Genomic DNA, 27,000 nt, shown 5'->3' on the forward strand with positions numbered 1-27,000 from the left:
GCGGCGCCCCGCCTCACTGGTCGCCCTTCGTCGTTCGTGCGTCGATCCAGGCGCGGATCGCCGACACGGTGGTCTCCGCGTGTTCCTGCATCATCGTCAGGTGGTCGCCGGGAACGTCCACCACGTCGTGATCCGTCGGCCAGGACGTCCGCCAGTCGTCGGCGTGCGCGGAGGCCGCCATGGCGGGCGTGGGCCGCAGCGCGCGCACGAGGAGCGTGGGCGTGGCGAGCGGCTCGGGGTCCCAGCCGAGGAAGATCCTGTTGTAGGCCCCCATCGCGGCCAGGACGGTGTCGTCGTCCCCGGTGAGGACGAGTTGCCCGGTGGGTGCGGTGGGCCGGGTGTCCCGCGGTGCCGGGGCGGCCAGGGACAGCAGCCAGTCCGTACCGCTGTTGTCCGGCGTGATGTGGTACGTGTCCAGCAGCACCAGGCCCTCGGGCGCCCGGCCCGTGCTTTCCAGCCGGTGGGTCACCAGATGCGCCACGTTGCCGCCCGCCGACCGTCCTACGACCACGAAGGGCCCGTCCCCGACGTGCCGCAGCACGCTCTCGGCCTGCGTACGCGCCAGCGCGGCGCGGTCCTCCGGTACGGCGGCACCGGCGCCGATACCCGGGTGCGGAAACTCCAGGACGTCCAGCTCGTCCTGGAAGGCGCGGTGGAAGCGAGGGAAGTCTCCGCCGTCCGACGGGAGCGAGGGACGGTAGGCCGGGAAGTAGACGATCGTCGGCCTGTCGCGACCCGAACCGGAGGCGGAGCCGGAACCGGAGCCCGAGCCGGAGCGGCCGTGGGAGCGGCGGACCGGGGGCAGAGCGTGCTCGCGGCCGTGGGCGGCCTCGAAGGTGGGCAGTGCCCAGGACGCGGTGACGAGCAGGTGCATCGCCGCCACCGGCTGCCCGGCGGCGCTGACTGTCCGGAACAGCGAGGAAAGGCTGTACGAGGGCCGCCCGGTCACACCGGCCTCGGGGGCGGCCCCGGCGGCCGGTTCGCCCTCCACCAGGCCGAGCAGATGGCGGGCCAGCTCCTGGGCCGTGCGGTGCTCGAACACGACCGCCGCCGACAGCCGGAGCCCCAGCACTGTGCTCAGCCGGTTGCGGATCTGCACGGCGGTCAGGGAGTCGAACCCCAGGTCGGCCATGGCCCTCCCGGCCGGGAGCGCGTCGCCGTCCGGATATCCGAGCACCGCGGCCACGTCGGCCCGCAGCAGCGCCACGAGCGCAGCCTCCCGCTCTCCCGAGGGTATGAGGGCCAGCCGCTTGCGCCAGGCTCCCGGCTCCGGCGACTGCCCGGGCGAACCGGCGGAACCGAAGGCGGAGGTCGCGGCGGCCGGCCGGCTCTGCCGGACGAGTCCGCGCAGCGGTGGAGGCAGGTGCCCCGCACCGGACCTGAGCGCCGCCCGGTCCAGCAGGATCGGCGCCAGGACCGGCTCCGTCGAGCGCACCGCGGCGTCGAACAGGGCCAGGCCCTGCTGCGTGGACAACGGCACGAGCACGTCGCGTGACGGTGGGCGCTGCCCGGGCTGTCCCGCCGCCATCCCGCCGGCATGCTCCCACGGGCCCCACGCCAGCGAGAGCGCCGGCAGTCCTTCGGCGGCGCGGCGGTGGGCGAGGGCGTCGAGGAACGCGTTCGCGGCCGCGTAGTTGCCCTGGCCCGCCCGGCCCAGCAGACCCGAGACGGAGGAGAACACGACGAACGCCGACAGCCCCATGTCCCGGGTCAGTTCGTGCAGATGCCAGGCCGCGTCGGCCTTCGGCCGCAGCACCGCCGCCATTCGCCCGGGGGTGAGCGAGTCCAGTACACCGTCGTCGAGAACCCCGGCGGCGTGCACCACTGCGGTCAGCGGCGGCTCGCAGCGCCGGACCACGTCGGCCAGCGCGGCACGGTCGGCCGCGTCACAGGCGACGACGGCGGCCTGCGCGCCCGACTCCGCCAGCTCGCGGCGCAGTTCCTCGGCGCCGGGCGCGTGCGGCCCACGGCGTCCGGTCAGCAGCAGATGCCGTACGCCGTGGTCGGCGACCAGGTGACGTGCCAGTTCCGCGCCCAGCGCGCCGGTGCCTCCGGTGATCAGTACGGTGCCTTCCGCGTCGAAGGCGGCCCCCGGGTCCGAGGCGACACCGGCCGCCGCAAGTCGCGGAACCGCCACCTGCCCCTCCCGCACCCGGAGTTGGGGCTCCCCGGTGGCGACCGCCGACGGCAGCATCCGCAGTGACTCGGGCCGCCCGTCCACATCCACCAGGACGACACGGCCGGGCAGCTCCGACTGCGCCGCACGCACCAGCCCCCAGACCGCGGCACCCGCCAGATCCGGCACCGGCCCGGTGGCGTCCCGCGTCACCACGACCAGCCTTGAGCCCGCCGTACCCGGATCGTCCTGCCAGTCCTGGAGCGTGGTGAGTACCCTGCCGGCCACCTCGTGCACGTCCGGCAGCGGATCGCAGCCGCTCGCAGCGCCGAGGGCCGTGACGGCGACGAAATCGGGGTTCGGGTTCGCCGGGCGGGGCACGAACGCGGCAAGGTCCAGCTCGTCCTGCCCGCGCACCGCCCAGGTGCCCTCATCGACGTCGCCGGGAAGGCCGAGGGCGACCCATTCGGGGCGCAGCAGAGCCCTTCGTACGATGTCGTCCATCGTGCTTTCCGTCGTCTGGTCCGTCATGTCGGCCTGGTCGGCCGGGAGTTCCCTCATGGCCAGTGACTCCACGCGCGCCACGAGCCGGCCCGACGGATCGGCGAGGGTCAGCGACACCGTGTCCGGGCCCGTCGACGTGACACCGACCCGCAACTCTGTTGCTCCCGAGGCGTGCAGACTCACCCCGCTCCACGCGAACGGCACCCGCACCCCGCCCGGGCCGGAGGCGGGCGCGGCCAGCAGCGGCGCGTGCGACGCGGCGTCGAACAGCGCCGGGTGGAGCCCGAAGCGACCCGCCTCCGAGGCGTGCGGGGCGGGCAGCCGGACCTCCGCGAAGATGTCGTCGCCGCGCCTCCAGAGCGCGCCGACCCCCTGGAAGGCCGGGCCGTAGGCGAGCCCGGCATCGGCGAGGGCGGCGTACGCGTCGGTGAGATCCAGCGCCTCGGCGTCCTGGGGCGGCCACGGAGCCGGCTCGCTCTCCGCCGCATGTGCGCGGCCCAGTTGACCGGTGACGTTCCGGGTCCACGGGGCGTCCTCGGTGGACTGCTCCGGCCGGGAGTAGATGTCGACCGGCCGCCGGCCCGCGCCGTCCCGCGCGCCCACCACGACCTGCACCCGCACGGCCGCGGAACCTGGCAGGGCGAGCGGCGACAGCATCACGAGGTCGTCGACGGCGTCGCAGCCGACCTCGTCGCCCGCCCGCACGGCCATCTCCACGAACACCGTCGCCGGCACGATCACCCTCCCGGCGACGACATGGTCCGCCAGCCACGGGTGGGCCGCGAGGGACAGCAGCCCGGTCAGCACCGTCCGTTCGGTGTCCGGGACCGGGAACGCCGGGCTCAGCAGCGGCTGCGCGTCGACCTCGGCGGGGCCCGGTGCGTCCAGCCAGTAGCGCTGCCGCTGGAAGGCGTACGTCGGCAGATCCACGCGCCGCGTGCCGGAACCCGCGTACACCGCCGTCCAGTCGACGGCGGCCCCGGCCACGTGCAGCCGCGCCACGGCCGCCAGGAGCGTCTCCGGTTCGTACGCGCCGCCTCGTGTGGCCACGGCGAGAACGGCGCCGGTCGTGGACGTCTCGGCCAGAGAGTCCGGGGCCGCCGCGGTGAGTGCGGGCCCGGGACCGAGTTCCAGGTAGGCCGAGACCCCGTCGTCCGCGAGGCGGCGCACGGCGTCGGCGAAGCGCACGGGCAGCCGGGCGTGCCGCGCCCAGTACTCGGGCGAGCACAGCTCCGCGGGCTCGGCGGGCCGGCCCGTCACAGTGGAGACGATCGGGATGCGCGGCGGCCGGAAGGTCAACTCCCTTGCGGTATCCAGAAATTCGTCGAGCATCGGCTCCATCAGGGGCGAGTGGAAGGCGTGACTCACCCGCAGCGGTACGGCCCTGCGGCCGCGCGCCTCGAAGCGGGCCGCGACCGCGCGCACCGCGTCCCGCTCGCCCGAGATCACCACCGAACGGGGCCCGTTGACGCAGGCGACGGCCGCCCGCGCCCCGGACTCCGCGAGCGCGGCGACGACTTCCTCCTCGGTCGCGTCCAGGGCCACCATCGTGCCGCCCTCGGGCAGCGCCCGCATCAACCGTCCGCGAGCGGCGACGAGTGCCGCCGCGTCGGGCAGGTCGAGCACGCCGGCGACATGCGCGGCGGACAGTTCGCCGACGGAGTGGCCCACCAGGCGGTCGGCTCGCACACCCCACGACGCGAGCAGCCGGAACAGCGCCACCTCGAAGGCGAACAGTCCGGCCTGCGCGAAGTCCGTACGGTCCACGAGGGCCGCTTGCGGTGACCCCGGCCCGGCGGACAGCACCGCGCTCAGGGGCTGTGGGAGACGGTCGTCCAGGTACCCGCAGACCTCGTCGAAGGCTTCGGCGAACGCGGGGAAGGCGGCGCGCAGTTCCGCGCCCATCCGGGGACGCTGGGCACCTTGGCCGGTGAACAGGAAGGCCGTACGGATCTCCGGGTCCGCCAGTCCTCGTACGACTCCGGGTGCGTCCCGGCCCTGCGCGAACGCGCTGAGCGCGTCCAGCATCCGCGCCCGCTCACCGACCGGCACGAGCGCCCGGTGGGTGAGGGCGGAGCGCGACACGGCGAGGGAGTAGCCGATGTCGGCGGACGCCAGGCCCGGCCGGGCCGCCGCTTCGGCCGCGAGCCGTCGGGCCTGGGCGCGCAGGGCGGTTTCGTCGGCGGCGGAGAGCAGCCAGGGAACGGGCGGCGACAGGACCGGGTCCGGAGAGTCCGCCGCCCCTTGAGCGTCAGCCGTCTCGCCCTGCGGCGCCTCCTCCAGGATCACGTGCGCGTTGGTCCCGCCGATCCCGAAGGCCGAGACCCCCGCCCGCCGCGGGCGGTCCGAGGCCGGCCAGGGCCGGGGCGCGGTCAGCAGTTCCACCCGGCCGGAGGCCCAGTCGACGTGCGGTGTGGGCGAGTCGGCGTACAGGGTGCGGGGCAGTTCGCCGTGCCGCATGGCCTGGACCATCTTGATGACGCCGGCGATTCCGGCCGCCGCCTGCGTGTGCCCGAGGTTGGACTTGACCGACCCGAGCCACAGCGGCTCCTCGCGGCCCTGTCCATAGGTGGCGAGGATGGCCTGCGCCTCGATGGGGTCGCCCAGCCGGGTGCCCGTACCGTGGGCCTCCACCGCGTCCACGTCGGCGCCGCGCAGCCCCGCGTCCGCCAGCGCCTGGGTGACCAGCCGCCGCTGGGCCGGGCCGTGGGGCGCGGTGAGCCCGTTGGACGCGCCGTCGGAGTTGACGGCGGAGCCGCGGAGTACGGCCAGGACCGGATGGCCGTTGCGCCGTGCGTCGGACAACCGCTCCAGCAGGACGAGTCCCACGCCCTCGCCCCAGGCCGTGCCGTCGGCCGACGCCGCGAACGACTTGCAGCGCCCGTCCGGCGACAGCCCGCGCTGCCGGCTGAAGACCAGGAACGGCTTGGGTGTCGCCATGACCGTGACCCCGCCCGCCAGCGCCATCGAGCACTCGCCCGAGCGCAGCGCCCGCGCCGCCCAGTGCAGCGCCGCGAGCGAGGACGAGCACGCGGTGTCGACCGTGATCGCGGGTCCGCGCAGACCGTAGACGTAGGAGATGCGTCCGGAGGCCACGCTGCCGGTCGAGCCCAGGCCCAGGTGCGCCTCCAGTTCGTGGGGGCGGGTGAGGCGGGTGGCGTAGTCGCCGTACATCACGCCGACGAAGACGCCGGTGTCGCTCTCGCGCAGCGACCCCGGGGCGATCCCGGCCCGCTCCCACACCTCCCAGGACGTCTCCAGGAGCAGCCGCTGCTGCGGATCCATCGCCAGCGCCTCGCGCGGCGAGATCCCGAACAGCCCGGCGTCGAACTCCCCGGCCCGGTGCAGGAATCCGCCATGTCGCGTGTACGACGTGCCGACCCGGTCGGGATCGGGGTCGTACAGGGCGTCCAGGTCCCAGCCGCGGTCGGTGGGGAACTCCGAGACGGCGTCCCGGCCCTGTGCCACCAACTCCCAGAGTTCTTCGGGCGAGGTGACGTCGCCGGGAAACCGGCAGCCCATGGCCACGATCGCGATGGGATCGTCCTCGGGCGACGGCCGGTTCTGTGCGTCGGACGCGTGCGGCTGCCCCACGGGCTCGTTCTCGAGGAGTGCGGCACGCAGGTACCGGGCCACCGCGGCCGGCGTCGGGCGGTCGAAGACGAGCGTCGGCGGCAGGCTCAGCCCGGTCAGCGCACCGAGCCGGTCCACCAGCTCGACCACGCCGACGGACGTCAGACCGAGATCGACGAACGGGCTGTCCGCGTCCGGCAGGTCGCCCGGCGCGCGCCGGCAGACCTCGGCCGTCTCGGTGAGCACCGTCTCGCGTAACGCGCGCTCCTGGTCGTCGCGGGAGAGGGGCAGGAGCCTCTCCCGCAGGGCGGTGGGGAGCGTTGGGGCAGCGTGCGGGATCTCGCCCGCGACCGAGGGGACCGCAGCGGGAACGACGAGCTCGTGCCGGGCGATCTTGCCGGACGCGGTGCGCGGGACGGCGGCGATCTCGCGGATCTCGGTCGGCACCTTGTAGTCGGCCAGCAGGGCGCGGCACTGGGCGAGCACCCGCCGTGTGTCGACACCGCCCGGACCCGGTACGACGAAGGCGACCGGCACCTCGCCGAGCACGTCGTGCGGCACTCCCACGACCACGGCGTCGGCCACTCCGGGACACTGTGCCAGGGCCTGTTCGATCTCCGTCGGGTGGATGTTCTCGCCGCCGCGGATGATCAGCTCGCTGACCCTGCCGGTGAGCCGGAGATGGCCGTGCTCGACGCGGCGGCCGAGATCTCCGGTGCGGTACCAGCCGTCCCACAGCGCGGCGGCCGTCGCCTCGGGCTGTTCGTGGTAGCCGGTCATCAGGCCCGGGCTGCGCACCCAGACCTCGCCCTCGGCCCCGTCCGGGACGTCCGCGCCGCTGCCCGGATCGACGAGGCGTACGTCAACGCCCGGCACCGGCAGCCCGCAGGAGCCGTCGACCCGGGGCCCTTCCGGCCGGTTCACCGTGATCATGCCGCAGGTCTCGGTGCTGCCGTAGGCGTCGAGCAGCGGCGTCCCCAGGGTGTCCGCCACGGCGGCGCGCAGCGCGGGACCGCTCGGCGCGCCGGCCACGACGCACATCCGCGGCGCCTGCGGGGCCTCGCCGGCCGAGTCGACCAGCCGGTGATACGTCGCGGGCACGCCGGCCAGCATGGTGAAGGGCCCGCCGAGCCCCTCGTACCCCGTGACCAGTTCCTGCCACAGCCCGCCGGGCGGCAGCAGCTCACCGGCGATCCGGGCGCTCGCGCCCACGGCCGTCACGCCCAGGATCGCCAGGGAGTGGCTGAAGCTGTGGAACAGCGGAAGCGGCCAGAGCAGTCGGTCGTCGGGCGAGAGGCCGAGGATCGGGGCGTAGCAGGCGGCCACGGTCCACAGCGCGGCCCGCTGCGTGGACAGTACGCCCTTGGGCCGGTGGGTGGTGCCGGACGTGTACAGCATCCAGGCCGGATCGTCGAGCCCGAGCATGTCGATCTCCGCGGCCCCGTCGCCCTCGGCCGCGCTCTCGAACGGCTGGGCGCCACCCGGTGCTACCGGTCCGCTCCCGGTGACCAGGGCGCCCAGGCCGTCGTACGGCGGCCCCAGGCGCCGCAGTTGGGCGAGGTGCGCGGCGTCGGTGATGACGAAGGCGGCGCCGCTGTCCCGGAGGAAGTGGGCCAGCTCGGCGTCGGAGGACCGTGGGTTGAGCGGGACGCCGACCATCCCGGCCCGCAGCACCGCCAGGCAACTCTCCACCGTCTCCACGCGGTTGCCGAGGCAGAGGGCGACGCGGTCGCCGCGCCGCAGCCCCGTCCGGGTGAGACAGGCCCCCAGCGCACGCGTGCGGCGCTCCAGCTCGGCGTAGGTGACGCTGCGCGAGGAGTCGGCGTAGGCGATCCGCAGCGGTGCCCGCGCGGCGTGCTCCTTCAACAGTTCCGGCACCGGCCTGATCAGGTCGTCACGCCTCATGTCCCCGCCCTTTCAAGTCCCTCGCGCTGCAACGATGTTGAGCCTACGTGGACGGGCGGCCGAGGCCGGAGCGACTCAGGACACCTCGGCGCGGGGCGCCTCCGGGTGCCTCTCGCGCAGCCGTTGGGCCTGCTGGAAGAGGTGGTCGGTGTGATCCGCGAGTACACCGCCGAGGAGTAGCTCCGGGGTGTAGAAGGACCGCGCGGCGGCGGCCACCTCCCGTGCGGACAGGGCGATCTGGATGACCCCGGTGCGGCGGATCTCGTCGATCGAGCTCGCCCAGACGACGCGCCGCAGATTCGCCCACGCCATCGCGCTCATGCACATCGAGCAGGGCTCACCCGTGGTGTAGAGGGTGGTGTCGGCCCAGCCCTGGTTGCCGTGCCGCCGCACGTAGTCGTTCATGGCGACCACCTCGCCGTGCAGCAACGGGCTGTCCGCCCCGGTGTTGACCCCGCTCCCCAGGACGTCGCCGGTGCGGGTGTGGACGATCACCGCGCCGAACGGCCACCGGGGGTTCCTTCGGGCCTGCTCGACGGCCAGCCGCATGAACCGCTCGTGACCGGTGCCGGTCCGCTGGTCCGTCGCGGTGCTCGCACCGGCACCGACGTCCGTGGCCGCGTGGCTTTCGGGGAGCGCCGGCCGGGGAAGGGCGAACGGCGCCGCGACTCCCGTCATCACGGCTGTGCACCTGCCGAGGAACCGACGCCTGCCCGAGTCCATGCGCTTGCCCTCACCTTTCGCCGACGACTCCGGAACGAAGTCGAATCGTCGCAGATCGTGTCCGGCGCGACCCTGACTCACGCGGCGCGTCGGCTTCCACGTCCGTCACCTCGGACCGGGCGCCCGCCCGGGAGCGTCGGCGCACATGACCTCCGCCGCCGCGAGGTCGATACTGCTGGAAGCGGCCATGCGCCCGTCGGCCGAGATCGCGAGGAGGTACCCACGGCCATGCGTGACATCCTCCCGGTGATCGGCCCCTGGTACACGGCCCGGGTGCCGTTCGGGCTCGCCACGGTGGTCGCCACCAGCCGCAGCGCGCCGCGCGACCCGGGGGCCGCGATGGCGGTGGGCCCGGACGACGAGGTCGTGGGCAGCGTGTCCGGCGGCTGTGTCGAGGGGGCCGTGTTCGAGCTCGCCCAGGAGGTCGTGGCGAGCGGCGAGGCGCGGCTGGAGACCTTCGGGTACAGCGACGAGGACGCGTTCGCAGTGGGGCTCACCTGCGGCGGCGAGATCACACTGCTGGTGCGTCCCGTCACGGCGGCCTCGGATCCCTCCTTCGGCGAGGTCGCGGAGTCGGTCGCGGCGGGTAGCCCGGCCACCGTGGCGACAGTCACCGACGGGCCCGCACCGCGCGGAGCGACGCTCGCCGTGTGGCCCGACCGGATCGCCGGCACGCTCGGCGCCCCCGGCCTGGACGCGGCGGTCACGGCCGACGCACGCGGCGAACTCGCCCTCGGCGCCACGGGTCTGCGGCACTACGGCCCGCACGGCGAACGCCGCGAGGACGCGGTCACCGTCTTCCTGCACTCCTTCGCGCCGCCGCCGCGCATGCTGGTGTTCGGCGCGATCGACTACGCGGCCGCGGTCGCCCGCATCGGCGACTTCCTCGGCTACCGGGTCACGGTGTGCGACGCCCGCCCGGTCTTCGCCACCCCGAAACGCTTCCCGGCGGGCGTCGAGGTGATCGTGGACTGGCCGCACCGCTACCTGAGCGGTACCGAAACCGACGAACGCACCGTGATCTGCGTGCTCACCCACGACCCGAAGTTCGACGTACCGCTCCTCGATGAGGCACTGCGCCGCCCGGCGGCGTACATCGGGGCGATGGGCAGCCGCCGTACGCACGACGACCGGATGCGGCGGCTGGCCGAAGCCGGGCTCGGCGAGCGCGAGTTGGCCCGGCTGCGCTCCCCGGTCGGGCTCGACCTCGGCGCCCGTACGCCCGAGGAGGTCGCCGTGTCCGTCGCCGCCGAGATCGTCGCCCTGCGCTGGGGCGGCAGCGGTGCCCCGCTGACGGCGACCGCCGGCGCGATCCATCCGCGTTGACGCCGGCCGTCAGCGTGGCGGCAACCGGTGCAGTTCCACGTCCGTGAGGCGCCCCTCGGTCACGGTCGCGGTCAGGTAGGTGCAGTGGGGCTGGCGGCGGCGGTCGGTCGGGGAACCGGGGTTGAGCAGACGCAGGCCGGTGGGGGCCGTGGTGTCCCAGGGGATGTGGCTGTGGCCGAACACCAGCACGTCGACGTCGGGGAAACGGGCCGCGCAGCGCGCCTCACGCCCCTGGGCCGGCCCGGTCTCGTGGACCACGCCGAAGCGCAGGCCACCGAGCTCGACGTACGCCACCTCGGGGAGCCGGGCGCGCAGCTCCGGTCCGTCGTTGTTGCCGTAGACCGCGACCAGTCGGGCGCTTCGGCTCTCCAGCAGGTCGAGCGTGGCCGCGTCGACCCAGTCCCCGGCGTGGAACACCACGTCGGCGCGCGGGAGTTCGGCGAGCAGCTCCTCGGGCAACGCCTTGGCGCGCTTGGGCAGGTGGGTGTCGGACATCAGCAGCAGGCGCACGCCGTCAGGCTACCGGCGTGGACGATCTTCCGGCCGGTTCCCCACGCCCGGGCATCGGTTGTTGAGCGGTGGACAAAAGGCGTGACAGGGTTAGGATTTGGCCACGAACGCCGGAATCCGCCGTAAACACCCGGCGCAAACGCCCAGCGACCCCTAGGGGGCTCGGAGACCGATGCCGGTCAAGGTCAGCGTGGTCGTCCCCGTGTACAACCCCGGGGCCTATGTCGAGGACTGCATCGCGTCGCTGCTCCGGCAGTCGCTGCCCCCGGACGAGTACGAAGTGATCTTCGTCGACGACGGTTCCACCGACGGCACGCCCGCCCGGCTCGACGCGCTCGCCGCCGCGGAACCCCGGGTGACCGTCATCCACCAGGAGAACTCGGGCTGGTCGGGCAAGCCCCGCAACGTCGGCATCGCCGCCGCCCGGGGCGAGTACGTGATGTTCGTGGACAACGACGACCACCTCGGTGACGAGGCCCTTCAGCGGATGTACGACTACGGCGTGGCCAACGGCGCCGACGTCGTGGTCGGCAAGATGGCCGGCAAGGGCCGCGGCGTGCCGGTGGAGCTGTTCCGCCGCAACCACCCCCGCGCCACCGTCGCCGACACACCACTGATCGACAGCCTCACCCCGCACAAGATGTTCCGCCGCGCCTTCCTCGACGACATCGGTCTGCGTTTCCCCGAGGGCAGACGGCGGCTGGAGGACCACGTCTTCGTCACGGAGGCGTATCTGCGTGCGAGCAACGTCTCGGTACTCAGCGACTACGTCTGCTACTTCCACGTCCGCCGGGACGACGCCTCGAACGCCGGATTCCAGCGCTTCGACCCCGGCGGCTATTTCAAGAACCTCCGGGAGGCCCTGGACGTCGTCGAGCGGTACACCGAGCCGGGCGCGCTGCGTGACCGGCTCTTCCGGCGCTGGCTGCGGGTGGAGATGGTCGAGCGGATGCGCGGTCGGCGGCTTCTCGCCCTGCCGGCGGACTACCGCCGGGAACTGTTCGAGGAGATCCACCAGGTCGTCGTCGAGCGCTTCGGGCCCGGCGTCGCGGCCGGGCTCCAGCCGACACAGCAGGTCGTCGCCGCGCTGGTCGCCGCCGACCGGTACGACGACGTCGTGGGCTTCGCCGAGTGGGAGGCCGGTATCGCCCCCACGGCCGTCCCCGAGCGCGTGGTGTGGGAGGACGGCACGCTGCGGGTCGGTTTCACCGCCGAGTACTCCGCCGCCGGTGAGCCGATGACCTTCGCCGCAGGCACGGCCCGTACGCCACTCGACGGCCCGCCCGAGGACCTGGCCGCGGCCGTCGCCTGGGTGGCCGCCGACACCGTGGCCCGGTTCGGCCGGGCCACCGCGGACCTGCTGGTGCGCGAGCGCGCCAGTGGCGCCTCGTACTTCCAGCCGGTGGAGTTCACCCGGGAGGAGGTGCCGGCCGGCGACGACGGCCGGGTCCGGCTGGTGCTGCGCGCGACCGCCACCGTCGACCCCGCCGCCCTCACCCGTGCCGGCCTGTGGGACGCCTTCGTCCGCGTCAAGCTGGGCGGCTGGACCAAGGAGTGCCGCCTGGGCCCCGCCCCGCGGGCGAACCGCCCCGCACCGTACGCCGCCGTGTCCGGCGGCCACGTCGTCCTGCCGTACTGGACCTCACCGCAGGCCCATCTCGCCCTGGACGTCGACCGCGCGACCCACCGCGTCGGGCTGGGCGCCCTCGCGCCGGACGACATCACGGTCTCGGGCGACCGGCTGCGGGCGCCGCTCCCCCTGCACGTCCCCGACGAGGGCACCGAGGGGTCGCTCCGTCTCATCTCGTCCGGCACCACCCATGACGTGCCGGCCGCCCTGTCCCCGCACGGGTCCGGGGCGCTGCTGGAGGCCGTGCTGCCCCTCGGTGAACTGCGGGGAGCGGCCTGGCGGGCGGCGCTCGGCACGCCGGGGCCGCGCTACCTCGCCCTGCCGTTCACCCTGCGCGCGGGCGCGGGCGGAGTGCGCGTGGGACGGACTCCCCGCCCCGGTGCGCTGCGACGGCTGGTCCGCGGGGCGCGGCGCAGGCTCGCTACGGCCCTGGGGCGAACAGCGGCCCGGCTGCGGGGCCGGGCCCGGAGGGGGTGACGGCATGCGGGCGCTCCGTATCGAGGGAGCCTGGGCGCTGGAGCCCAGGGTCTTCCCGGACGACCGGGGCAGTTTCCACGAGTGGTACCGCGGTGCGGAGTTCCGCGAGGCCACCGGCTACGACCTGTCCCTGGCACAGGCCAACTGCTCGGTCTCCCGCCGGGGCGTGCTGCGTGGCGTGCACTTCTCGGACGTGCCGCCCGGGCAGGCCAAGTACGTGACCTGTCTGCGCGGCGCCGTCCTCGACGTGGTGGTCGACCTTCGCGTCGGCTCCCCCGCCTTCGCCCACTGGGAGGCGCTGCGCCTCGACGCCGACAACCGGCACGCGGTGTTCCTCGCGGAGGGCCTCGGCCACGCCTTCATGGCCCTCACCGACGACGCCACCGTGGCCTACCTGTGCTCGACGGGCTACGCCCCGGAGCGCGAGCACGGCATCCACCCGCTCGACCCCGACCTGGCCATCGCCTGGCCCGAGGACCTCCCACCGGTCCTGTCCCCCAAGGACGCGCAGGCACCGACGCTGGCAGAGGCGCAGAGGGCGGGGCTGCTGCCGTCGTACGCGGCTTGCAACGCCCACTACGAGCAGGTGCGAAACGGTCACGTCTGACGCTCGACAACCCCTTCGACCGCGGCACGCAACGGCTCCCATCCCCGAGACCGTCCCAACCCCATGGCCCGAGCCCGCCGCAGCGCCCGCCAGAACCCCGCCCCGACCAGCACCTCGGGCGCCACCGCCCCCGCCCGGTCCAGGATCGTCTCAGGGACCTTCTGCGGATCGGGAACGTCGTACTCGGCGACGATCTCGTCATACCGGTCACGCAACACCCTGTTACGAGGATCCGCCCCGAAGACGACCAACTGCCCCGTGGGCTGGGTGTCGACGAGTACGGTCACCAGGTCAGGGCGGTAACGGCCCAGGATCTCGGCAATCTTGTACACGTCACCGGTCCACGCACCCGTGTGCCGGTCGCGGGCCGCCTCGTCGACGTTGCGCGGCAGCATGTCGTCGAAGACGATCACGCTGGTCCAGTCGGAGTGCCGCTCGATGTTCATGAAGTCCCGCAGCGCGTACTCGAACAGGTGCATGCCGTCGATGAACGACAGGTCGAGCACGGCACGCCGCCAGTACCCGAGCGGGCTGCGGCCCCGGCGCAGATTGCGCAGCGGGTGACGGCCGCCCTTGAGATGGATGAGCGGGTTGTCGCGGGCGAAGAAGTCGTCGCTGGTGGCCTTGACCAGATGAACGTCGCAGCGGATCTCCGTGACGACCTTGAACGCGGGGTCGACGGCGATGGTGGGGACGCGGGAGAGCTTGAGGCTGCGGCCGTCGTTGACGCCGATCTCCAGGTAGTTGCGGTTCCCGCCGACCTTGTGCAGTTCCCGCAGGAACTCATGGCGTTTCACGCAGGGCCTCCTTGCGGATCCGGGGCAGTGCTTCGTGCAGAACGGTGCGCCAGTCCCGTGGCCGCGCGAGTCCCAGCCGCTGCCGACGGCTGTGCGCGAGGACGCTGTACGCGGGGCGCGGGGCGGGCCGGGGGAAGGCCTCGCTGGTGACGGGGCGCACCCGGTCGGGGTCGGCGCCGAGGTGCGTGAACACCTCGCGGGCCAGGTCGTACCAGCTCGCCTCGCCGGCGTTGGTGGCGTGGAAGACGCCGGTCGCGTCGCGGCCGACGCGCGGGCCGAGGTCGGCGATCGTCGCGGCGACGTCGGCGCTCCAGGTGGGCTGGCCGCGCTGGTCGTCGACGACGTCGACGGTGTCCCGGCGGGCCTCCAGTTCGATCATCGTCCGGACGAAGCTGCGGCCGTGGACGCCGTAGAGCCAGGCGGTGCGCACGACGGCACTCGTGGCCGGGAGTTCGTCCAGCACGGCCCGCTCGCCGGCGAGTTTGGTGCGGCCGTAGGCGGTGCGCGGGGCGGTGGGGTGGTTCTCGGGGTAGGGGGCTTTGGCGTCGCCGGCGAAGACGTAGTCGGTGGAGACCTGGATCAGGCGGGCCCCGTACGCGGCGCAGACGTGGGCCAGGAGGCCCGGGCCGTCGCCGTTGACGCGCAGGGCCCGGCCCTCGTCCTTCTCGGCGTCGTCGACGGCCGTGTACGCGGCGCAGTTGACGACCACGTCGGGGTGGTACGCGGCGAGGGCGCGGTCGACGGACTCGGGGCTGGTGACGTCGAGGGCGGCGTGGTCGAGGCCGGCCACCTGCTCGCCGCGCGCGCGGAGTTCCCCGACCACGTCGTGGCCGAGCATGCCGCCCGCGCCGGTGACCAGCCACCTCATCCGTGCTCCCCGTCGAGGCGCCGCTTGAGGGGTTCCCACCAGGACCGTCGGTCGCGGTACCAGGCGACGGTGGCGGCGAGGCCGGAGGCGAAGTCGTGGCGGGGCCGGTAGCCGAGTTCGGTGCGGGCCTTGGTCCAGTCGACGGAGTAGCGCAGGTCGTGGCCCTTGCGGTCCTCGACGTGCCGGACCTTGTCCCAGTCGGCGCCGCACGCGTGCAGCAGCAGCGCGGTGAGGTCCCTGTTGCTCAACTCGGTGCCGCCGCCGATGTTGTAGACCTCGCCGGGGCGGCCCTTGGTGCGGACGAGTTCGACGCCGTGGCAGTGGTCGTCGACGTGCAGCCAGTCGCGGACGTTGAGACCCTCGCCGTAGAGGGGCACCTGCTCCCCGTCGAGGAGGTTGGTGATGAACAACGGGACGACCTTCTCGGGGAACTGGTGGGGGCCGTAGTTGTTGGAGCAGCGGGTGACGCGGACGTCCAGGCCGTGGGTGCGGTGGTAGGCGAGGGCGAGCAGGTCGGAGGATGCCTTGGAGGCGGAGTAGGGCGAACTGGGGCGCAGGGGGTCCTCCTCGGTGGCCGAGCCGGTCTCGACGGAGCCGTAGACCTCGTCCGTCGAGATGTGCACGAAGGGGGCGACGCGGTAGCGCAGGGCGGCGTCAAGCAGGGTCTGGGTGCCGAGCACGTTGGTGAGGACGAAGTCGGCGGCGCCGGTGATCGAACGGTCCACATGGGACTCGGCGGCGAAGTGCACCACCTGGTCGGCCTCGGCCATCAGCTTGTCGACCAGTTCGGCGTCCCGGATGTCGCCGTGCACGAACTCCAGCCGGGGGTGGTCGAGTTCGAGGTTGTCCAGGGTGGCGGCGTAGGTGAGCTTGTCCAGCACCGTGACGCGCGGCGCCTCGGGTGCGTCGGGTGCGTCGCGGGCGAGCAGTGTGCGGACGTAGGCCGAGCCGATGAAGCCGGCGGCGCCGGTGACGAGAAGGTTCATGTGTGGATCTGCACCTTGCTGTGGTCTCCGAGGACGAGGCGGTGGGCGCTGGGGACACTGGGCGCGGGCGTGACCTCGACGTGCCGGCCGATGAGCGAGGACTCGATCCGGCCCACCCCGTCGATCGAGGAGTCCCGCAGCACGATGGAGAACTCCAACTCGCTGTCGGTGATACGGCAGTTCTCCGCAATGGAGGTGAAGGGGCCCACGTAGGAGTCCTCGACGACGGTGCCGGTGCCGACGACGGCGGGGCCGACGATGCGCGAGTTGACGATGCGCGCCCCCTCCTCGACGATGACGCGTCCGACGGTCTCCGACGCCTCGTCGACGTCGCCGTCGATGCGGCGCGTAAGGCCCTCCAGGACGGTCCGGTTGACCTCCAGCATGTCGGCGACGTTCCCGGTGTCCTTCCAGTAGCCCTTGATGACCGTGCAGCGCACGTCGGCGCGGGCGTCGATCAGGTGCTGGATGGCGTGGGTGATCTCCAACTCACCGCGCCAGGACGGTGTGACGGCGCGGACCGCGTCGTGGATCACCGGCGTGAACAGATAGACGCCGACCAGGGCGAGGTCGCTCTTGGGGTGCTCGGGCTTCTCCTCCAGGCCGATGACCTGGCCCGCGTCGTCGAGTTCGGCGACGCCGAAGGAGCGCGGGTCCTGAACGCGGGTGAGCAGGATCTGGGCGTCGGGGCGGTTGCGGCGGAACTCCTCGACGAGGCCGGTGATTCCGCCGACGATGAAGTTGTCGCCGAGGTACATCACGAAGTCGTCGTCGCCCAGGTAGTCACGCGCGACGAGCACGGCGTGGGCCAGGCCCAGGGGGCGTTCCTGAGGTATGTAGGTGATCCGCAGACCGAACTTGGCACCGTCACCGACGGCGTCCTGGATCTCCGCGGCGGTGTCCCCGACGATCACACCGACCTCGGTGATGCCGGCCGCGGCGATGGATTCCAGCCCGTAGAAGAGCACGGCCTTGTTGGCCACCGGGACGAGCTGTTTGGCCGAAGTGTGCGTGATCGGCCTCAAGCGCGTACCGGCGCCGCCGGACAGCACGAGAGCCTTCATCGGTTCACCTTAGCCCCGATTCCGCCGATTTGACGGTCCCGGGACGGGCTCGTTCGTGACGGCCGTGGCTGCGGTCGTCGATCGGGATCCGCCTTCAGCCGCCGAGCGCGATCTCGCACCACACCTGTTTTCCGCCACTGACCGGCACCGTTCCCCACTCCGCCGCCATGGCCTCGACGAGGAGGATGCCGCGGCCGCCGGTGGCCTCCCAGCTGATGCTGGCCGGCTTGACCGGCGTGCGGGGCGAGAAGTCGGCGACCGCCACGCGCAACCGGTGGTTGACGAGGATGAGGTCGAGGCGGACCCTGCCGTCGGTGTGCACCAGGGCGTTGGTGACGAGTTCGGAGACGACGAGCAGTACGGCGTCCAGGCCCGGCGGCGGCACGCCCCAGGTGCGCAGGGTGCGCCGGGTGAAGCGGCGGGCGTGGCCGACGGCCTCGGGAACACGCCACACCGTCCAGCTCTCCCGGAGCGGGCGTACGGCCATGCCGTCGTAGCGCATCAGGAGCAGGGCGATGTCGTCGCTGCGGCGCGCGTCCACGAGCAGGGCGTCGGCGACGAGGCCGAGGTGGGCGGGGTCGGAGCGGGCGAGGTCGCGGGCGAGCCGGTCCATGCCGGTGTCGATGTCGGCGTCGGCGGACTCGACGAGGCCGTCGGTGGTGAGGGTGACCACGGTGCCGGGGCGGAGCCCGATCGGGCTCATCGGGAAGTCGGCCTCGCGCAGCACGCCGAGCGGTGGGCCGCCCTCGGCCTCGGCGATCTCGGTGGTTCCGTCCGGGTGCCGCAGCACCGGCGGGAGATGACCGGCGCGCACGCACCAGGCGGTGCCCTCCTCCAGGTCGACGTCGACGTAGCAGCAGGTGGCGAAGAGGTCGGTCTCCATGTCCATGAGGAGGCGGTTGGCGTGGTGGACCACCACGTCCGGCGGGTGCCCCTCGGCGGCGTAGGCGCGCAGCGCGGTGCGCATCTGGCCCATGAGGGTGGCGGCGGCCGCGCTGTGCCCCTGGACGTCGCCGATGACGAGGGCCACGTGGTTGTCGGGCAGCGGGATCACGTCGTACCAGTCGCCGCCGACCTCCAGCCCCGCCGTGGTGGGCAGATAGCGGGCGACGGCCTCCGCGCCGGGCAGCCGGGGCAGGCGGCGCGGCAGCAGCTGGCGCTGGAGCATGCCGACGAGTTCGTGCTCGGCGTCGAAGGCGTGGGCGCGGGAGAGGGCCTGGCCGGCGAGGCCGGCGGAGGCGGTGAGCAGGGCGCGCTCGTCGGGGCCGAACTCGTGCGGGGCGTCCCAGCCGATCAGACAGGCGCCGGCCATACGGCCCCCGGCGGGCAGCGGCAGGACGGCCAGGCCGCCGGGGCCGACGTCGGCGAGGGCCGGTTCCAGCGGGGTGCCGGCGGGCCAGATCTGGGCGCGGCCCTCGCGCAGGGCGGCGGCGAGGGTGGGCATGGCGCGCACGGGCGCGTCGGGCCATTCCGTACGCCACTCCAGGCGCCACAGCTCCGGCCAGGACTCGGGTTCGGGCGGGTCGAGGACGGTGACGACGAGACGGTCGTTCTCCAGCTCGGCGAGGGCGATGCGGTCGGCGCGCAGCGGCTTGCGCAGGGCGGTGACGACGGCGTGGCTGACGTCGCGGACGGTGCCGGCGACGGCGAGGGCGGCGGCGAGCCGCTGCACACGGGCCACGTCGGTGACCTCGGCGCGCAGCGTGGAGGCGTCGGCGACGGTGCCGACGAGACGGGCCGGGAGGCCCTCGCCGCCGGGCAGGAGGCGGCCGCGCAGCCGGAGCCACCTGGGCGGGCCGGCCGGCTGGAGGACCCGGAACTCCAGCTCGCGGTCGCCGAGCGAGGTGTGGCCGGCCTCGACGACGGACATCAGCGACGGCAGGTCCTCCGGGACGGTCAGGCCGAGCAGGGTCTCGACCTTGCCGTCGAAGGCGTTCGGGCCGAGGCCGAACAGCGCCAGGATGTCGTCGCCGACCTCGACCCGGCCGGTGTCCATGGCGAGGCTGAACGCGTTGGCCGGCAGCTCGCCCCGTTCGGCCGCGGCGGGCCGGACGGGGACGGCGACGGCCTCGGCGACCAGTGCCAGGCAGGCGCGGTCGTCGGCGTCGAAGCCGCCGGGGCGCTCGCTCACGGCCAGCAGGCAGCCGCCGTCCTCGGCGCCGGGGGTGGGCAGGGCCGCCACGAAGAAGTCCCGGGCGGGTGCGCGGCGGGACTCCGCGCCGGCGGCCAGTTCCGCCGGGCCGAGCCACACCGGGTGTCCGGTGCGCAGGGCGTCGGCCGTCGCGGAGCGGCCGGAGCGCGGGTAGCTGTCGCGCAGCCCGTAGAGCGTCCTCGGCACACCGGCGGACTCGACCAGGCAGAGCAGGTCCTCGTCCTCGCCGGGCGCGTACACGGCGGCGAGTGTCGCCGCGCTGAAGACGAGCGCCTGCTCCAGCACCCGGCGCAGTCGCTGCGGCGCCTCCGGGTCGGCGACGACCGTCTTGAGGGCAACTTCTGCACGCAGCCTTCTCGTTCCGCGCTCCACAGCGCCCTCACCGACCACGTCCGCCATTACAGCGCTTATGAGACACCTGCGCAGCCCCTGTGAGCGTTCCGTGGAGCAATGAGCAGCCCGATGCTCGAAAGGCACCGAACATGACTTGACGCATGCGTTCCGCACGGTGATCTCGTGACAGTCGTGACTGTCCGTAGCCGTCGCATCGCTGGAAGTCTCGGTGCCGGGCCAGCGGAGGGGGACGAATGGACAAGCGCTACGAGGTGTACGCGCTCGCCGACCCGCACTTCTACGAGACGCCGGACCGGCTGTCCGCCGACCGGCAGGGAACCGGGCGTCTGTACGAGACGGCACGGCGCGAGGTCCCCGAGGGCTGGACGGCGGCGCGGATCGGCGACTGGCTGACGCTGACGCCGGTCGGCCCGGACGGCGTTCCGCTGCCGGGCCCGGCCCAGGGCTGGAAGATCCATGTCTCGGCCACCCTGGCGAACGCGGGGAAGATCGCGCGGATCGTGTGGGACTACTGCGTGCCGCGGGGCATCGCGTTCAAGTTCGTTCCCGGCCCGCACCTGCTGCACCTGCGCAACGCCAAGTACGCGGGCCGCGACTCCAGCGGCAAGTTCGTCACCGTCTACCCGGCCGACGAGGAGCAGCTCCACCTGGTGCTGCGCGAGCTGGGACGGCTGCTGGAAGGGTTCGAGGGGCCGTACATCCTCACCGATCTGCGCTGGGAGGACGGTCCGCTGTACGTCCGCTACGGCGCTTTCGCCCGCCTCTTCGTCGTCGACGACCGCGGTTCTCTGGTGCCGGCGGTGCGGGACGGCGCCGGGCAGCTGGTGCCGGACCTGCGGACGCCGTCCTTCCAGGTGCCGGAGTGGGTGACGCTGCCCGCGTTCCTCGCGCCGCAGCTGGCGGCCCGCAACGCCACGACGGTCGGCGAACTGCCGTACCGCATCGAGAAGGCGCTGCACTTCTCCAACGGCGGCGGGGTGTACGCGGGCACCGACACCCGGGACGGACGCAAGGTCGTCCTGAAGGAGGGCCGGCCGCACGCGGGGCTCGCAGCCGACGGCGCGGACGCCGTGGCCCGCCTGGAGCGGGAGCGGCACGCGCTGGAGCGGCTGGCGGGGACCGGCGTGGTGCCCGAGGTGCGCGACCGGTTCCAGCTGGGCGACCACACCTTCCTGGTCATGGACTTCGTGGAAGGGCGCCCCCTCAACTCCTTCTTCGCCGAACGGCATCCGCTGATCGGCCCGGACCCCGATCCGTGCGCCGTGGCCGACTACACGGCCTGGGCGCTGCGCATCCATCGGGCGGTCGAGCGTGCGGTGGAGGCGGTGCACGAGCGCGGGATCGTCTTCAACGACCTGCACGTCTTCAACATCATGGTCGCCCCCGACGACGAGTCGGTGTTCCTGATCGACTTCGAGGCGGCGGCCCCGGTCGGGGAGAACGGCCGCCAGGTCGTCGCCCACCCCGGCTTCCTGGCCCCGGCCGACCGCAGGGGCGCGGACGTCGACCGCTATGCGCTGGCCTGTCTGCGGCTGGCGATGTTCCTTCCCATCACCTCGCTGTTCGTGGTGGACCGCGACAAGGCGGCGCACCTGGCGGACGTGATCGCGGGTCAGTTCCCGGACGTGCCTAGGGAATTCCTGGACGAGGCGGTCGCCGAGATCGGCCGGGACTTGTCCGGCCCCCGGAGGGGTGGGGCCGGGCAGGGTGGCACCACCGCGCCCCCGCCGTCCACCGCGCGCTCGGTCGCCGCGTCCTTCGTCGAGCCCGGCGACTGGCCCTACAGCCGCGACTCGATGGTCAAGGCGCTGCTCGCCTCGGCCACTCCGGAGCGCGAGGACCGGCTCTTTCCCGGCGACGTCGCCCAGTTCTCCGACGGCGGCGGACTGGGCCTGGCGCACGGCGCGGCCGGCGTGCTGTGCGCCCTGGCCGCGACCGGCGCCGAGCGCTACGACGAGGGTGAGCGCTGGCTGCTCGACCGCACCGACCCACCGCCGATCGGCGCCGCGCTGGGCCTGTACGACGGACTCGCGGGCGTGGCCCACGTCCTGGACCTGCTCGGTCACCGGCAGCGCGCCCTGGATCTGGTCGACACGATCCTGAACGAGCGGTGGCGGCGTCTCTCCTCCGACCTGCGCGGCGGGCTCGCCGGGCTGGGCCTGGTCCTCGGCGGCCTGGCGGACGCCACGGGCGAGCCGGAGCTGCGCGAGCGGGCGGCGGAGGCCGCGGACATCCTCGTACGGCGCCTCGCGGCACCGCCCCCGTCCGGGCCCCGGCCACGCGCCGGACTGATGAGGGGGGCGAGCGGACCCGCGCTGTTCCTGCTGCGGCAGTACGAACGGACCGGCGACGGCCGGCTGCTGGACGCGGCCGGTGAGGCGCTGCGCCAGGACCTGGCGTGCTGCGTCGAGCAGAAGGGCGGCTCGCTGGAGGTCGACGAGGGCTGGCGGACCATGCCCTATCTGGGGGACGGAAGTGTCGGGGTGGGGATGGTCCTCGACGACTACCTCGCTCACGCGGGTGCCGGCACCGACGCCCTCGAACGAGCCCGCTCCGGCATCCTCACCGCCGCCACCTCCCGCTTCTACGCTCAGCCCGGCCTCTTCCAGGGACGTGCCGGGATGATCCTCCACCTCAGCCGCACGACGGCACCGGGCGCGGACACGGACCGGCTGGCCGGGCAGATCGCCGGGCTCGGCTGGTACGCGATGTCCTACCAGGGCCAACTGGCTTTCCCCGGGCACCAGATGATGCGGCTCTCCATGGACCTGGGCACCGGAACGGCCGGGTGCCTGCTCGCGCTCGGAGCGGCCCTCGCCGCCGACTCGGGCGGCGCGGCCCCGGCCCACCTGCCCTTCCTCCCGCCGCCACCGCGGCCCCCAGAACGCGGCTCCGCATCCTGACGGAGTCGTGACACAACCCCGTCCCCACGGAATGAGAGGACAACGAGATGGCACTGCTCGACCTGCAGACGATGGAGACCGAGGAGTACACCGGCGGCGGGAGCGTCGCGAGCCTGCTGCTGTGCGCCAGCCAGGCCAGCATCACGCTCTGTCTCTGACGGATCTGGTGTGCTCGAGGCCCCGGCCGGCCCTCCTCCCGCACGGGAGGGGCCGCCCGGGGCCCTTGCCCGGACGAGGGAGCGAGGCCGCGGCCGTATGACGACTCCGACTCCTGGCGTCGCCCCGTCCCGGGCGCTGCTGCGCGCGGCCACCCGGCACAGCGGGACCCGTACGGCCGCTCTGTGCCTGGTGAGCACGGCCGCGACCGGGGCCGGGCTGCTGCTGCCCGCCGCGCTCGGCCGCACCCTGGACCTCCTGCTGGCACGGGCCCCGGCGACGGGCTGGGTGCTGTGCTGCGCCGGGCTCGTGCTGTCGCTCGCCCTGCTCGACGGCTGCCAGAGCGTCCTCGTCGGCACCGTCGACGCCCGGACGACGGCCTGGCTGCGGCACCGGCTGACCCGGCACGTCCTGGCGGTGGGCCCGGCGGTCACGGCCCGCTTCGGCGCCGGTGACCTGGTCGCGCGGCTCGTCGGCAACGCCGCGCAGGCCGGCACGGCACCGGCCGCCCGTGCCGCGTTGCTCGCCGCGTTCGCCGGACCGGTCGGGGGCATCGTCGCCCTGGGCTTGATCGACGTATGGCTCGCGGCCGTGTTCCTCGCCGGGGCGCCGGTACTGGCCGCCCTGCTGCGGGCCTTCGCCCGCGACACCTCCCGGTGCGAGACGCGCTACCAGCAAGAACAAGGCAGGATCGCGGCCGCGCTCGCCGAGGCCGTCGACGGCCACCGCACCATCCGGGCGGCCGGTACGGCGGACCGGGAGACGGCACGGATCCTGCGCCCCCTGCCGGAACTGTCCCGCGCGGGGCACCGTATGTGGCAGGTGCAGGGCCGGGCCTCCGCCCGGGCGGTCGCCGTGGCCCCGCTGCTCCAGCTGGGCGTCGTCGCCGTCGCGGGTGTCCTGCTCGCCCGGCACCGGCTGTCCGTCGGCGAGGTGCTCGCCGCGTCCCGTTACGCGGTACTGGCGACCGGGGTCGGCATGCTGGTCGCCCACCTCGCGAGCGTGGCCCGGGCCCGGGCGGCGGCCGGGCGCCTCGGCGAGATCGCCGCCGAGCCCGCCCCCGCCCATGGCAGCCGCCGGCTGCCGCCCGGCCCCGGCCGGCTGGAGCTGCGCGGCGTGACCGCCCGGCGCGACGGGCACACCGTGCTGGCCGGGATCGACCTGGTCGTCCCCGGCGGGACCACCCTCGCCGTGGTCGGCCGCTCCGGCGCGGGCAAGTCACTGCTCGCAGCGATCGCCGGGCGGCTGACCGACCCGGACGACGGCGAGGTCCTCCTCGACGGCGTCCCGCTGAGCGAGCTGACCCACGACGACCTGCGCCGGGCGATCTCCTACGCCTTCGGACGCCCCGCCCTGCTGGGCAGCACCGTCGAGGACGCGATCGGCCTCGGCCTGCCGTCCCTCTCCCCCACGCACCTCCGGGAGGCGGCCCGCACCGCCGACGCGGACGACTTCGTACGCCGCCTGCCACACGGTTACGCCACCCCCTTGGCAGACGCCCCGCGCTCCGGCGGCGAGTCCCAACGGCTCGGACTCGCCCGGGCGTTCGCCCGGCGCGGCCGTCTGCTGATCCTCGACGACGCGCTGTCCAGCCTCGACACGGTGACCGAGGCCCGCATCACCGAAGCCCTGGCCGGCGATGGCTCCCCGGCCACCCGCCTCCTGGTCGCCCACCGGGCGGCCACGGCGGCCCGCGCCGACGCGGTGGCCTGGCTGGACGGCGGGCGGGTGCGGGCGGTGGGACGACACGAGGAACTGTGGGGGATGGCGGCGTACAGAGAGGCGTTCACGGGAACGGCCTCGACGGCTCCGGCAGCTTCGGCGGAAGAGGCGGGCCCATGAGCGGCGGAACCGGCGGGCTCTACCCGCGCGGGCTGCGCTTCCTGCGCTCCCGGTGGCGGGTTCTCGTACGGCTCGGCGTCTGGTCCGTGCTGGAGACGGGGCAGAGCTTCCTCATCGGATACGCCCCGGCCCGCGCCCTGGACGACGGGTTCCTGCGAGGCCGTACGGAGGCCGGGCTCGGATGGCTGGGCGTGGCCGGGCTCGGGGTCGTCCTCGGCGCGTACGGCACGGCTCGGGTGTACGCGGCCGTCGCGGCGCTGGTCGAACCGCTCCGGGACCGGCTCGTGACGCGGGTGGTCGAGCGGGGGGTGCGGGAGGCGGACCGGGGGACGATCTCCGGGCTCACCCAACAGGTGGAGATCGCGCGGGACACGTTCGCCGGGCTGGTGATGGTGTCGCGGTCGTTCGTGTTCACCGCGGCCGGCGCGCTGGTCGGCCTGTTCTCGCTCGCCCCGCTGCTGCTGCTCGTCGTCCTGCCTCCACTGGCCGCGGGTGTGGCCCTGTTCGCGGCGACGCTGCGTCCGCTGGCCCGCCGGCAGGAGGTGTTCCTCGCGGCCGACGAGGCCCTGGCCGACCGCCTCGGCGCGGTCTGCCCGGGGCTGCGGGACATCACGGCGTCCGGCGCCGAGGCCCGCACGGCCGCCGACACCGGGGACCTGGTGGACGCCGAACTGCGGGCCGCCCGCTCCCTGGCCCGCTTCGGCGTGCTGCGCGTGGCCGCCCTCGCCCTGGGCGGCCAGCTCCCGATCGTGCTGCTCCTCGCCACGGCACCCTGGCTCCTGCGCCAGGGCGTCACCACCGGCGCCCTCCTCGGCGCCCTCGCCTACGTCACCCAGTCCCTCCTCCCCGCCCTGCACAACCTGGTCCACGGCCTGGGCACGAGCGGCTCCCGGCTGGCGGTGGTGCTTCGACGGCTGGCGCCGGAGGGAGCCCCCGGGGCTGATCTCGACTCCGGTTCGGCAACGCCCTCAAGGGGCGCGGGGCTGCGATCGAATACGCGGCTCCGCCGCGCGGGCGCGACCAGCCACGACGTACCCGCAGACGATCGACAGCATACCGCGGAGCGCGACGCCCTCACCCTCTCCTCCGTCACCTTCGCCTACGGCCCCACCGCGGCCCCCGTGATCGAAGACCTCGACCTCGCCCTTCCGTCGGGCTCCCACCTGGCCGTCGTAGGACCGAGCGGCATCGGCAAGTCCACACTCACCGCACTCATCGCCGGGCTGCTGGAGCCCCGCCGCGGCACGATCCGGGTACACGCAGACCCCGCGCCCTCGCCGGAGGCGCGTTCGCGGCGGGTCCTCATTCCGCAGGAGGCGTACGTGTTCACCGGCAGCCTCGCCGAGAACCTCGCCCATCTGCGCCCGGGCCCCGTCCCCGAGGCGGAGCTGCTCTCGGCCGCCGCGGCGGTGGGACTGACGCCGCTGCTCGACGCGTTGGGCGGGCCGCAGGGCCGGGTGGACCCCGCGGCGCTGTCCGCAGGCGAGCGGCAGCTCATCGCGCTGGCCCGGGCCCATCTGTCGCACGCTCCGCTCGCGCTGCTCGACGAGGCGACCTGTCACCTCGATCCGCAGGCCGAGGCGCGCGCGGAGCACGCCTTCGCGGCCCGCCCCGGCGGCACCCTGGTCGTCGTCGCCCACCGCATCAGCTCGGCCCGCCGCGCCGAGAGGGTGCTGATGCTGGACGGCAGCGCCACGGCGTACGGAACCCATGACGAGCTCGTCCGGTGCTCGGCTCGCTATCGCGAACTCGTCGGTGGCTGGGCTCCCCCGCCGAGGAGGCCGTCAGAGCCAGCCCTCGCCCTGGGAGATCCGGATCGCGTCGATGCGGTTGCGGGCCCCGGTCTTGCGGGTGATGGCCGCCATGTAGTTGCGCACGGTCCCGTGGGACAGGTGCAGGCTCCCCGCGATCTCCGCGACGGACGCTCCCTCCGCCGCGAGGGATAACACGCTGAGCTCCCGCCGGGTCAGCGGCATCTCGGCGGCCTTGAGGAAGGCGAAGCCCAGCGAGTCGTCGACGAAACGTTCCCCCTCCGCGACGCGCCGGATGCCGCGTACCAGACGGTCCGGCGAGCCCTCCTTGTCGACGTAGCCGAGCGCCCCCGCCTCCAGTGCGCGTTTCAGCAGCCCCGGCCGGTTCACGCTGGCCAGCACCAACAGGTGCGGCGGAGTCCGGCCCGCGTCCCGTACGCGCAGCTCGGCGAGCGGCGGGATGCCATACGCGTCCGAGCACTCCAGATCCACCGCGCACACGTCCGGTCTCACGGAACGCACGCGGGCGGACGCGCTGCGCCAGGGGGCGTCGTACACCTCCAGTTCGGGTGCTCGGCGCAGCCACTCCGCCAGCACCGATCGCACCAGACACGCGTCGTGCACCACAAGGACCCGGATCACTGCTGCCCCTCCAGCCCGCCGTTCGTCACTTTCATGGTGTTGAGCGCGTGCCCCATTGTTGGCGTCTGTGACGGTCTGCGGGCGCGAAGAACCGGCCATCAGGGTGCGCGGGGG

General features: G+C 73.9%; 15 protein-coding genes and 1 pseudogene. 7 read left to right on the forward strand and 9 right to left on the reverse strand.

What is annotated here, in order from left to right:
- Positions 1-13 precede the first annotated feature (13 nt).
- Positions 14-8,098, reverse strand: coding sequence for a type I polyketide synthase (locus ADK36_RS01875; RefSeq protein ID WP_053196003.1), 8,085 nt, complete (start codon positions 8,096-8,098; stop codon positions 14-16).
- A 75-nt stretch (positions 8,099-8,173) separates the two neighbouring features.
- Positions 8,174-8,776 (reverse strand): nucleoside deaminase, encoded by a 603-nt coding sequence (locus ADK36_RS01880; protein ID WP_234329622.1) that lies wholly within the window; start codon positions 8,774-8,776, stop codon positions 8,174-8,176.
- A 273-nt stretch (positions 8,777-9,049) separates the two neighbouring features.
- Here ADK36_RS01880 and ADK36_RS01885 point away from each other — a divergent pair, with 273 nt between their 5' ends.
- Entirely contained in the window at positions 9,050-10,147 is a 1,098-nt protein-coding gene (locus ADK36_RS01885) for an XdhC family protein (RefSeq protein ID WP_053196005.1), read from the forward strand.
- 9 nt (positions 10,148-10,156) lie between these two features.
- Here ADK36_RS01885 and ADK36_RS01890 read toward each other — a convergent pair whose 3' ends face one another.
- Positions 10,157-10,657 (reverse strand): metallophosphoesterase family protein, encoded by a 501-nt coding sequence (locus tag ADK36_RS01890; protein ID WP_048578964.1) that lies wholly within the window; start codon positions 10,655-10,657, stop codon positions 10,157-10,159.
- 172 nt (positions 10,658-10,829) lie between these two features.
- Between ADK36_RS01890 and ADK36_RS01895 the strand changes: the two genes are divergently transcribed.
- Together ADK36_RS01895 and rfbC are read left to right on the forward strand one after the other, a co-directional pair.
- Complete coding sequence (locus ADK36_RS01895) at positions 10,830-12,764, forward strand: glycosyltransferase family 2 protein (protein ID WP_048578965.1); 1,935 nt, start codon at positions 10,830-10,832, stop codon at positions 12,762-12,764.
- A gap of 4 nt (positions 12,765-12,768) precedes the next feature.
- On the forward strand, positions 12,769-13,371 hold the full coding sequence (gene rfbC, locus ADK36_RS01900) for a dTDP-4-dehydrorhamnose 3,5-epimerase (RefSeq protein WP_048578966.1): 603 nt from the start codon (positions 12,769-12,771) through the stop codon (positions 13,369-13,371).
- On the opposite strand, the gene ADK36_RS01905 is transcribed toward rfbC, so the two are convergent.
- The 5 genes from ADK36_RS01905 to ADK36_RS01925 form a co-directional block, all read right to left on the reverse strand.
- The gene (locus tag ADK36_RS01905; protein ID WP_048578967.1) at positions 13,362-14,168 is read right to left on the reverse strand and encodes a methyltransferase type 11; all 807 of its coding nucleotides are present in this window, start codon (positions 14,166-14,168) and stop codon (positions 13,362-13,364) included. The two genes, rfbC and ADK36_RS01905, sit on opposite strands and share 10 nt — an antisense overlap.
- Complete coding sequence (gene rfbD / locus ADK36_RS01910) at positions 14,155-15,036, reverse strand: dTDP-4-dehydrorhamnose reductase (RefSeq protein ID WP_053196007.1); 882 nt, start codon at positions 15,034-15,036, stop codon at positions 14,155-14,157. Before rfbD ends, ADK36_RS01905 begins: the two co-directional genes overlap by 14 nt.
- Positions 15,033-16,022, reverse strand: a complete 990-nt coding sequence (rfbB, locus tag ADK36_RS01915; RefSeq protein ID WP_048578969.1) for a dTDP-glucose 4,6-dehydratase — start codon at positions 16,020-16,022, stop codon at positions 15,033-15,035. The genes rfbD and rfbB overlap by 4 nt, the downstream gene beginning before the upstream one ends.
- Entirely contained in the window at positions 16,019-17,086 is a 1,068-nt protein-coding gene (locus ADK36_RS01920; protein ID WP_048578970.1) for a glucose-1-phosphate thymidylyltransferase, read from the reverse strand. The genes rfbB and ADK36_RS01920 overlap by 4 nt, the downstream gene beginning before the upstream one ends.
- Positions 17,087-17,180: 94 nt before the next feature.
- Entirely contained in the window at positions 17,181-19,637 is a 2,457-nt protein-coding gene (locus ADK36_RS01925; protein ID WP_048578971.1) for a SpoIIE family protein phosphatase, read from the reverse strand.
- 188 nt (positions 19,638-19,825) lie between these two features.
- Between ADK36_RS01925 and lanKC the strand changes: the two genes are divergently transcribed.
- From lanKC to ADK36_RS51380, 4 genes are all read left to right on the forward strand, one after another.
- The gene (gene lanKC, locus ADK36_RS01930) at positions 19,826-22,495 is read left to right on the forward strand and encodes a class III lanthionine synthetase LanKC (protein ID WP_048578972.1); all 2,670 of its coding nucleotides are present in this window, start codon (positions 19,826-19,828) and stop codon (positions 22,493-22,495) included.
- Positions 22,496-22,542: 47 nt separating this feature from the next.
- Positions 22,543-22,653, forward strand: a complete 111-nt coding sequence (locus ADK36_RS01935; protein ID WP_048578973.1) for a SapB/AmfS family lanthipeptide — start codon at positions 22,543-22,545, stop codon at positions 22,651-22,653.
- A gap of 97 nt (positions 22,654-22,750) precedes the next feature.
- The gene (locus tag ADK36_RS01940) at positions 22,751-24,493 is read left to right on the forward strand and encodes an ABC transporter ATP-binding protein (protein WP_048578974.1); all 1,743 of its coding nucleotides are present in this window, start codon (positions 22,751-22,753) and stop codon (positions 24,491-24,493) included.
- Positions 24,490-26,439: an ATP-binding cassette domain-containing protein gene (locus tag ADK36_RS51380; protein WP_053196009.1), complete on the forward strand. Its 1,950-nt coding sequence runs from the start codon at positions 24,490-24,492 to the stop codon at positions 26,437-26,439. Before ADK36_RS01940 ends, ADK36_RS51380 begins: the two co-directional genes overlap by 4 nt.
- On the opposite strand, the pseudogene ADK36_RS45705 reads toward ADK36_RS51380, so the two are convergent.
- A pseudogene (locus ADK36_RS45705) lies at positions 26,362-26,985 on the reverse strand (response regulator transcription factor); the annotation flags it as partial. The gene ADK36_RS51380 and the pseudogene ADK36_RS45705 overlap by 78 nt on opposite strands.
- Between the last annotated feature and the right edge of the window lie 15 nt (positions 26,986-27,000).

The organism is Streptomyces viridochromogenes, from assembly GCF_001270495.1.
GTDB classification, from domain to species: Bacteria; Actinomycetota; Actinomycetes; order Streptomycetales; family Streptomycetaceae; genus Streptomyces; species Streptomyces viridochromogenes_A.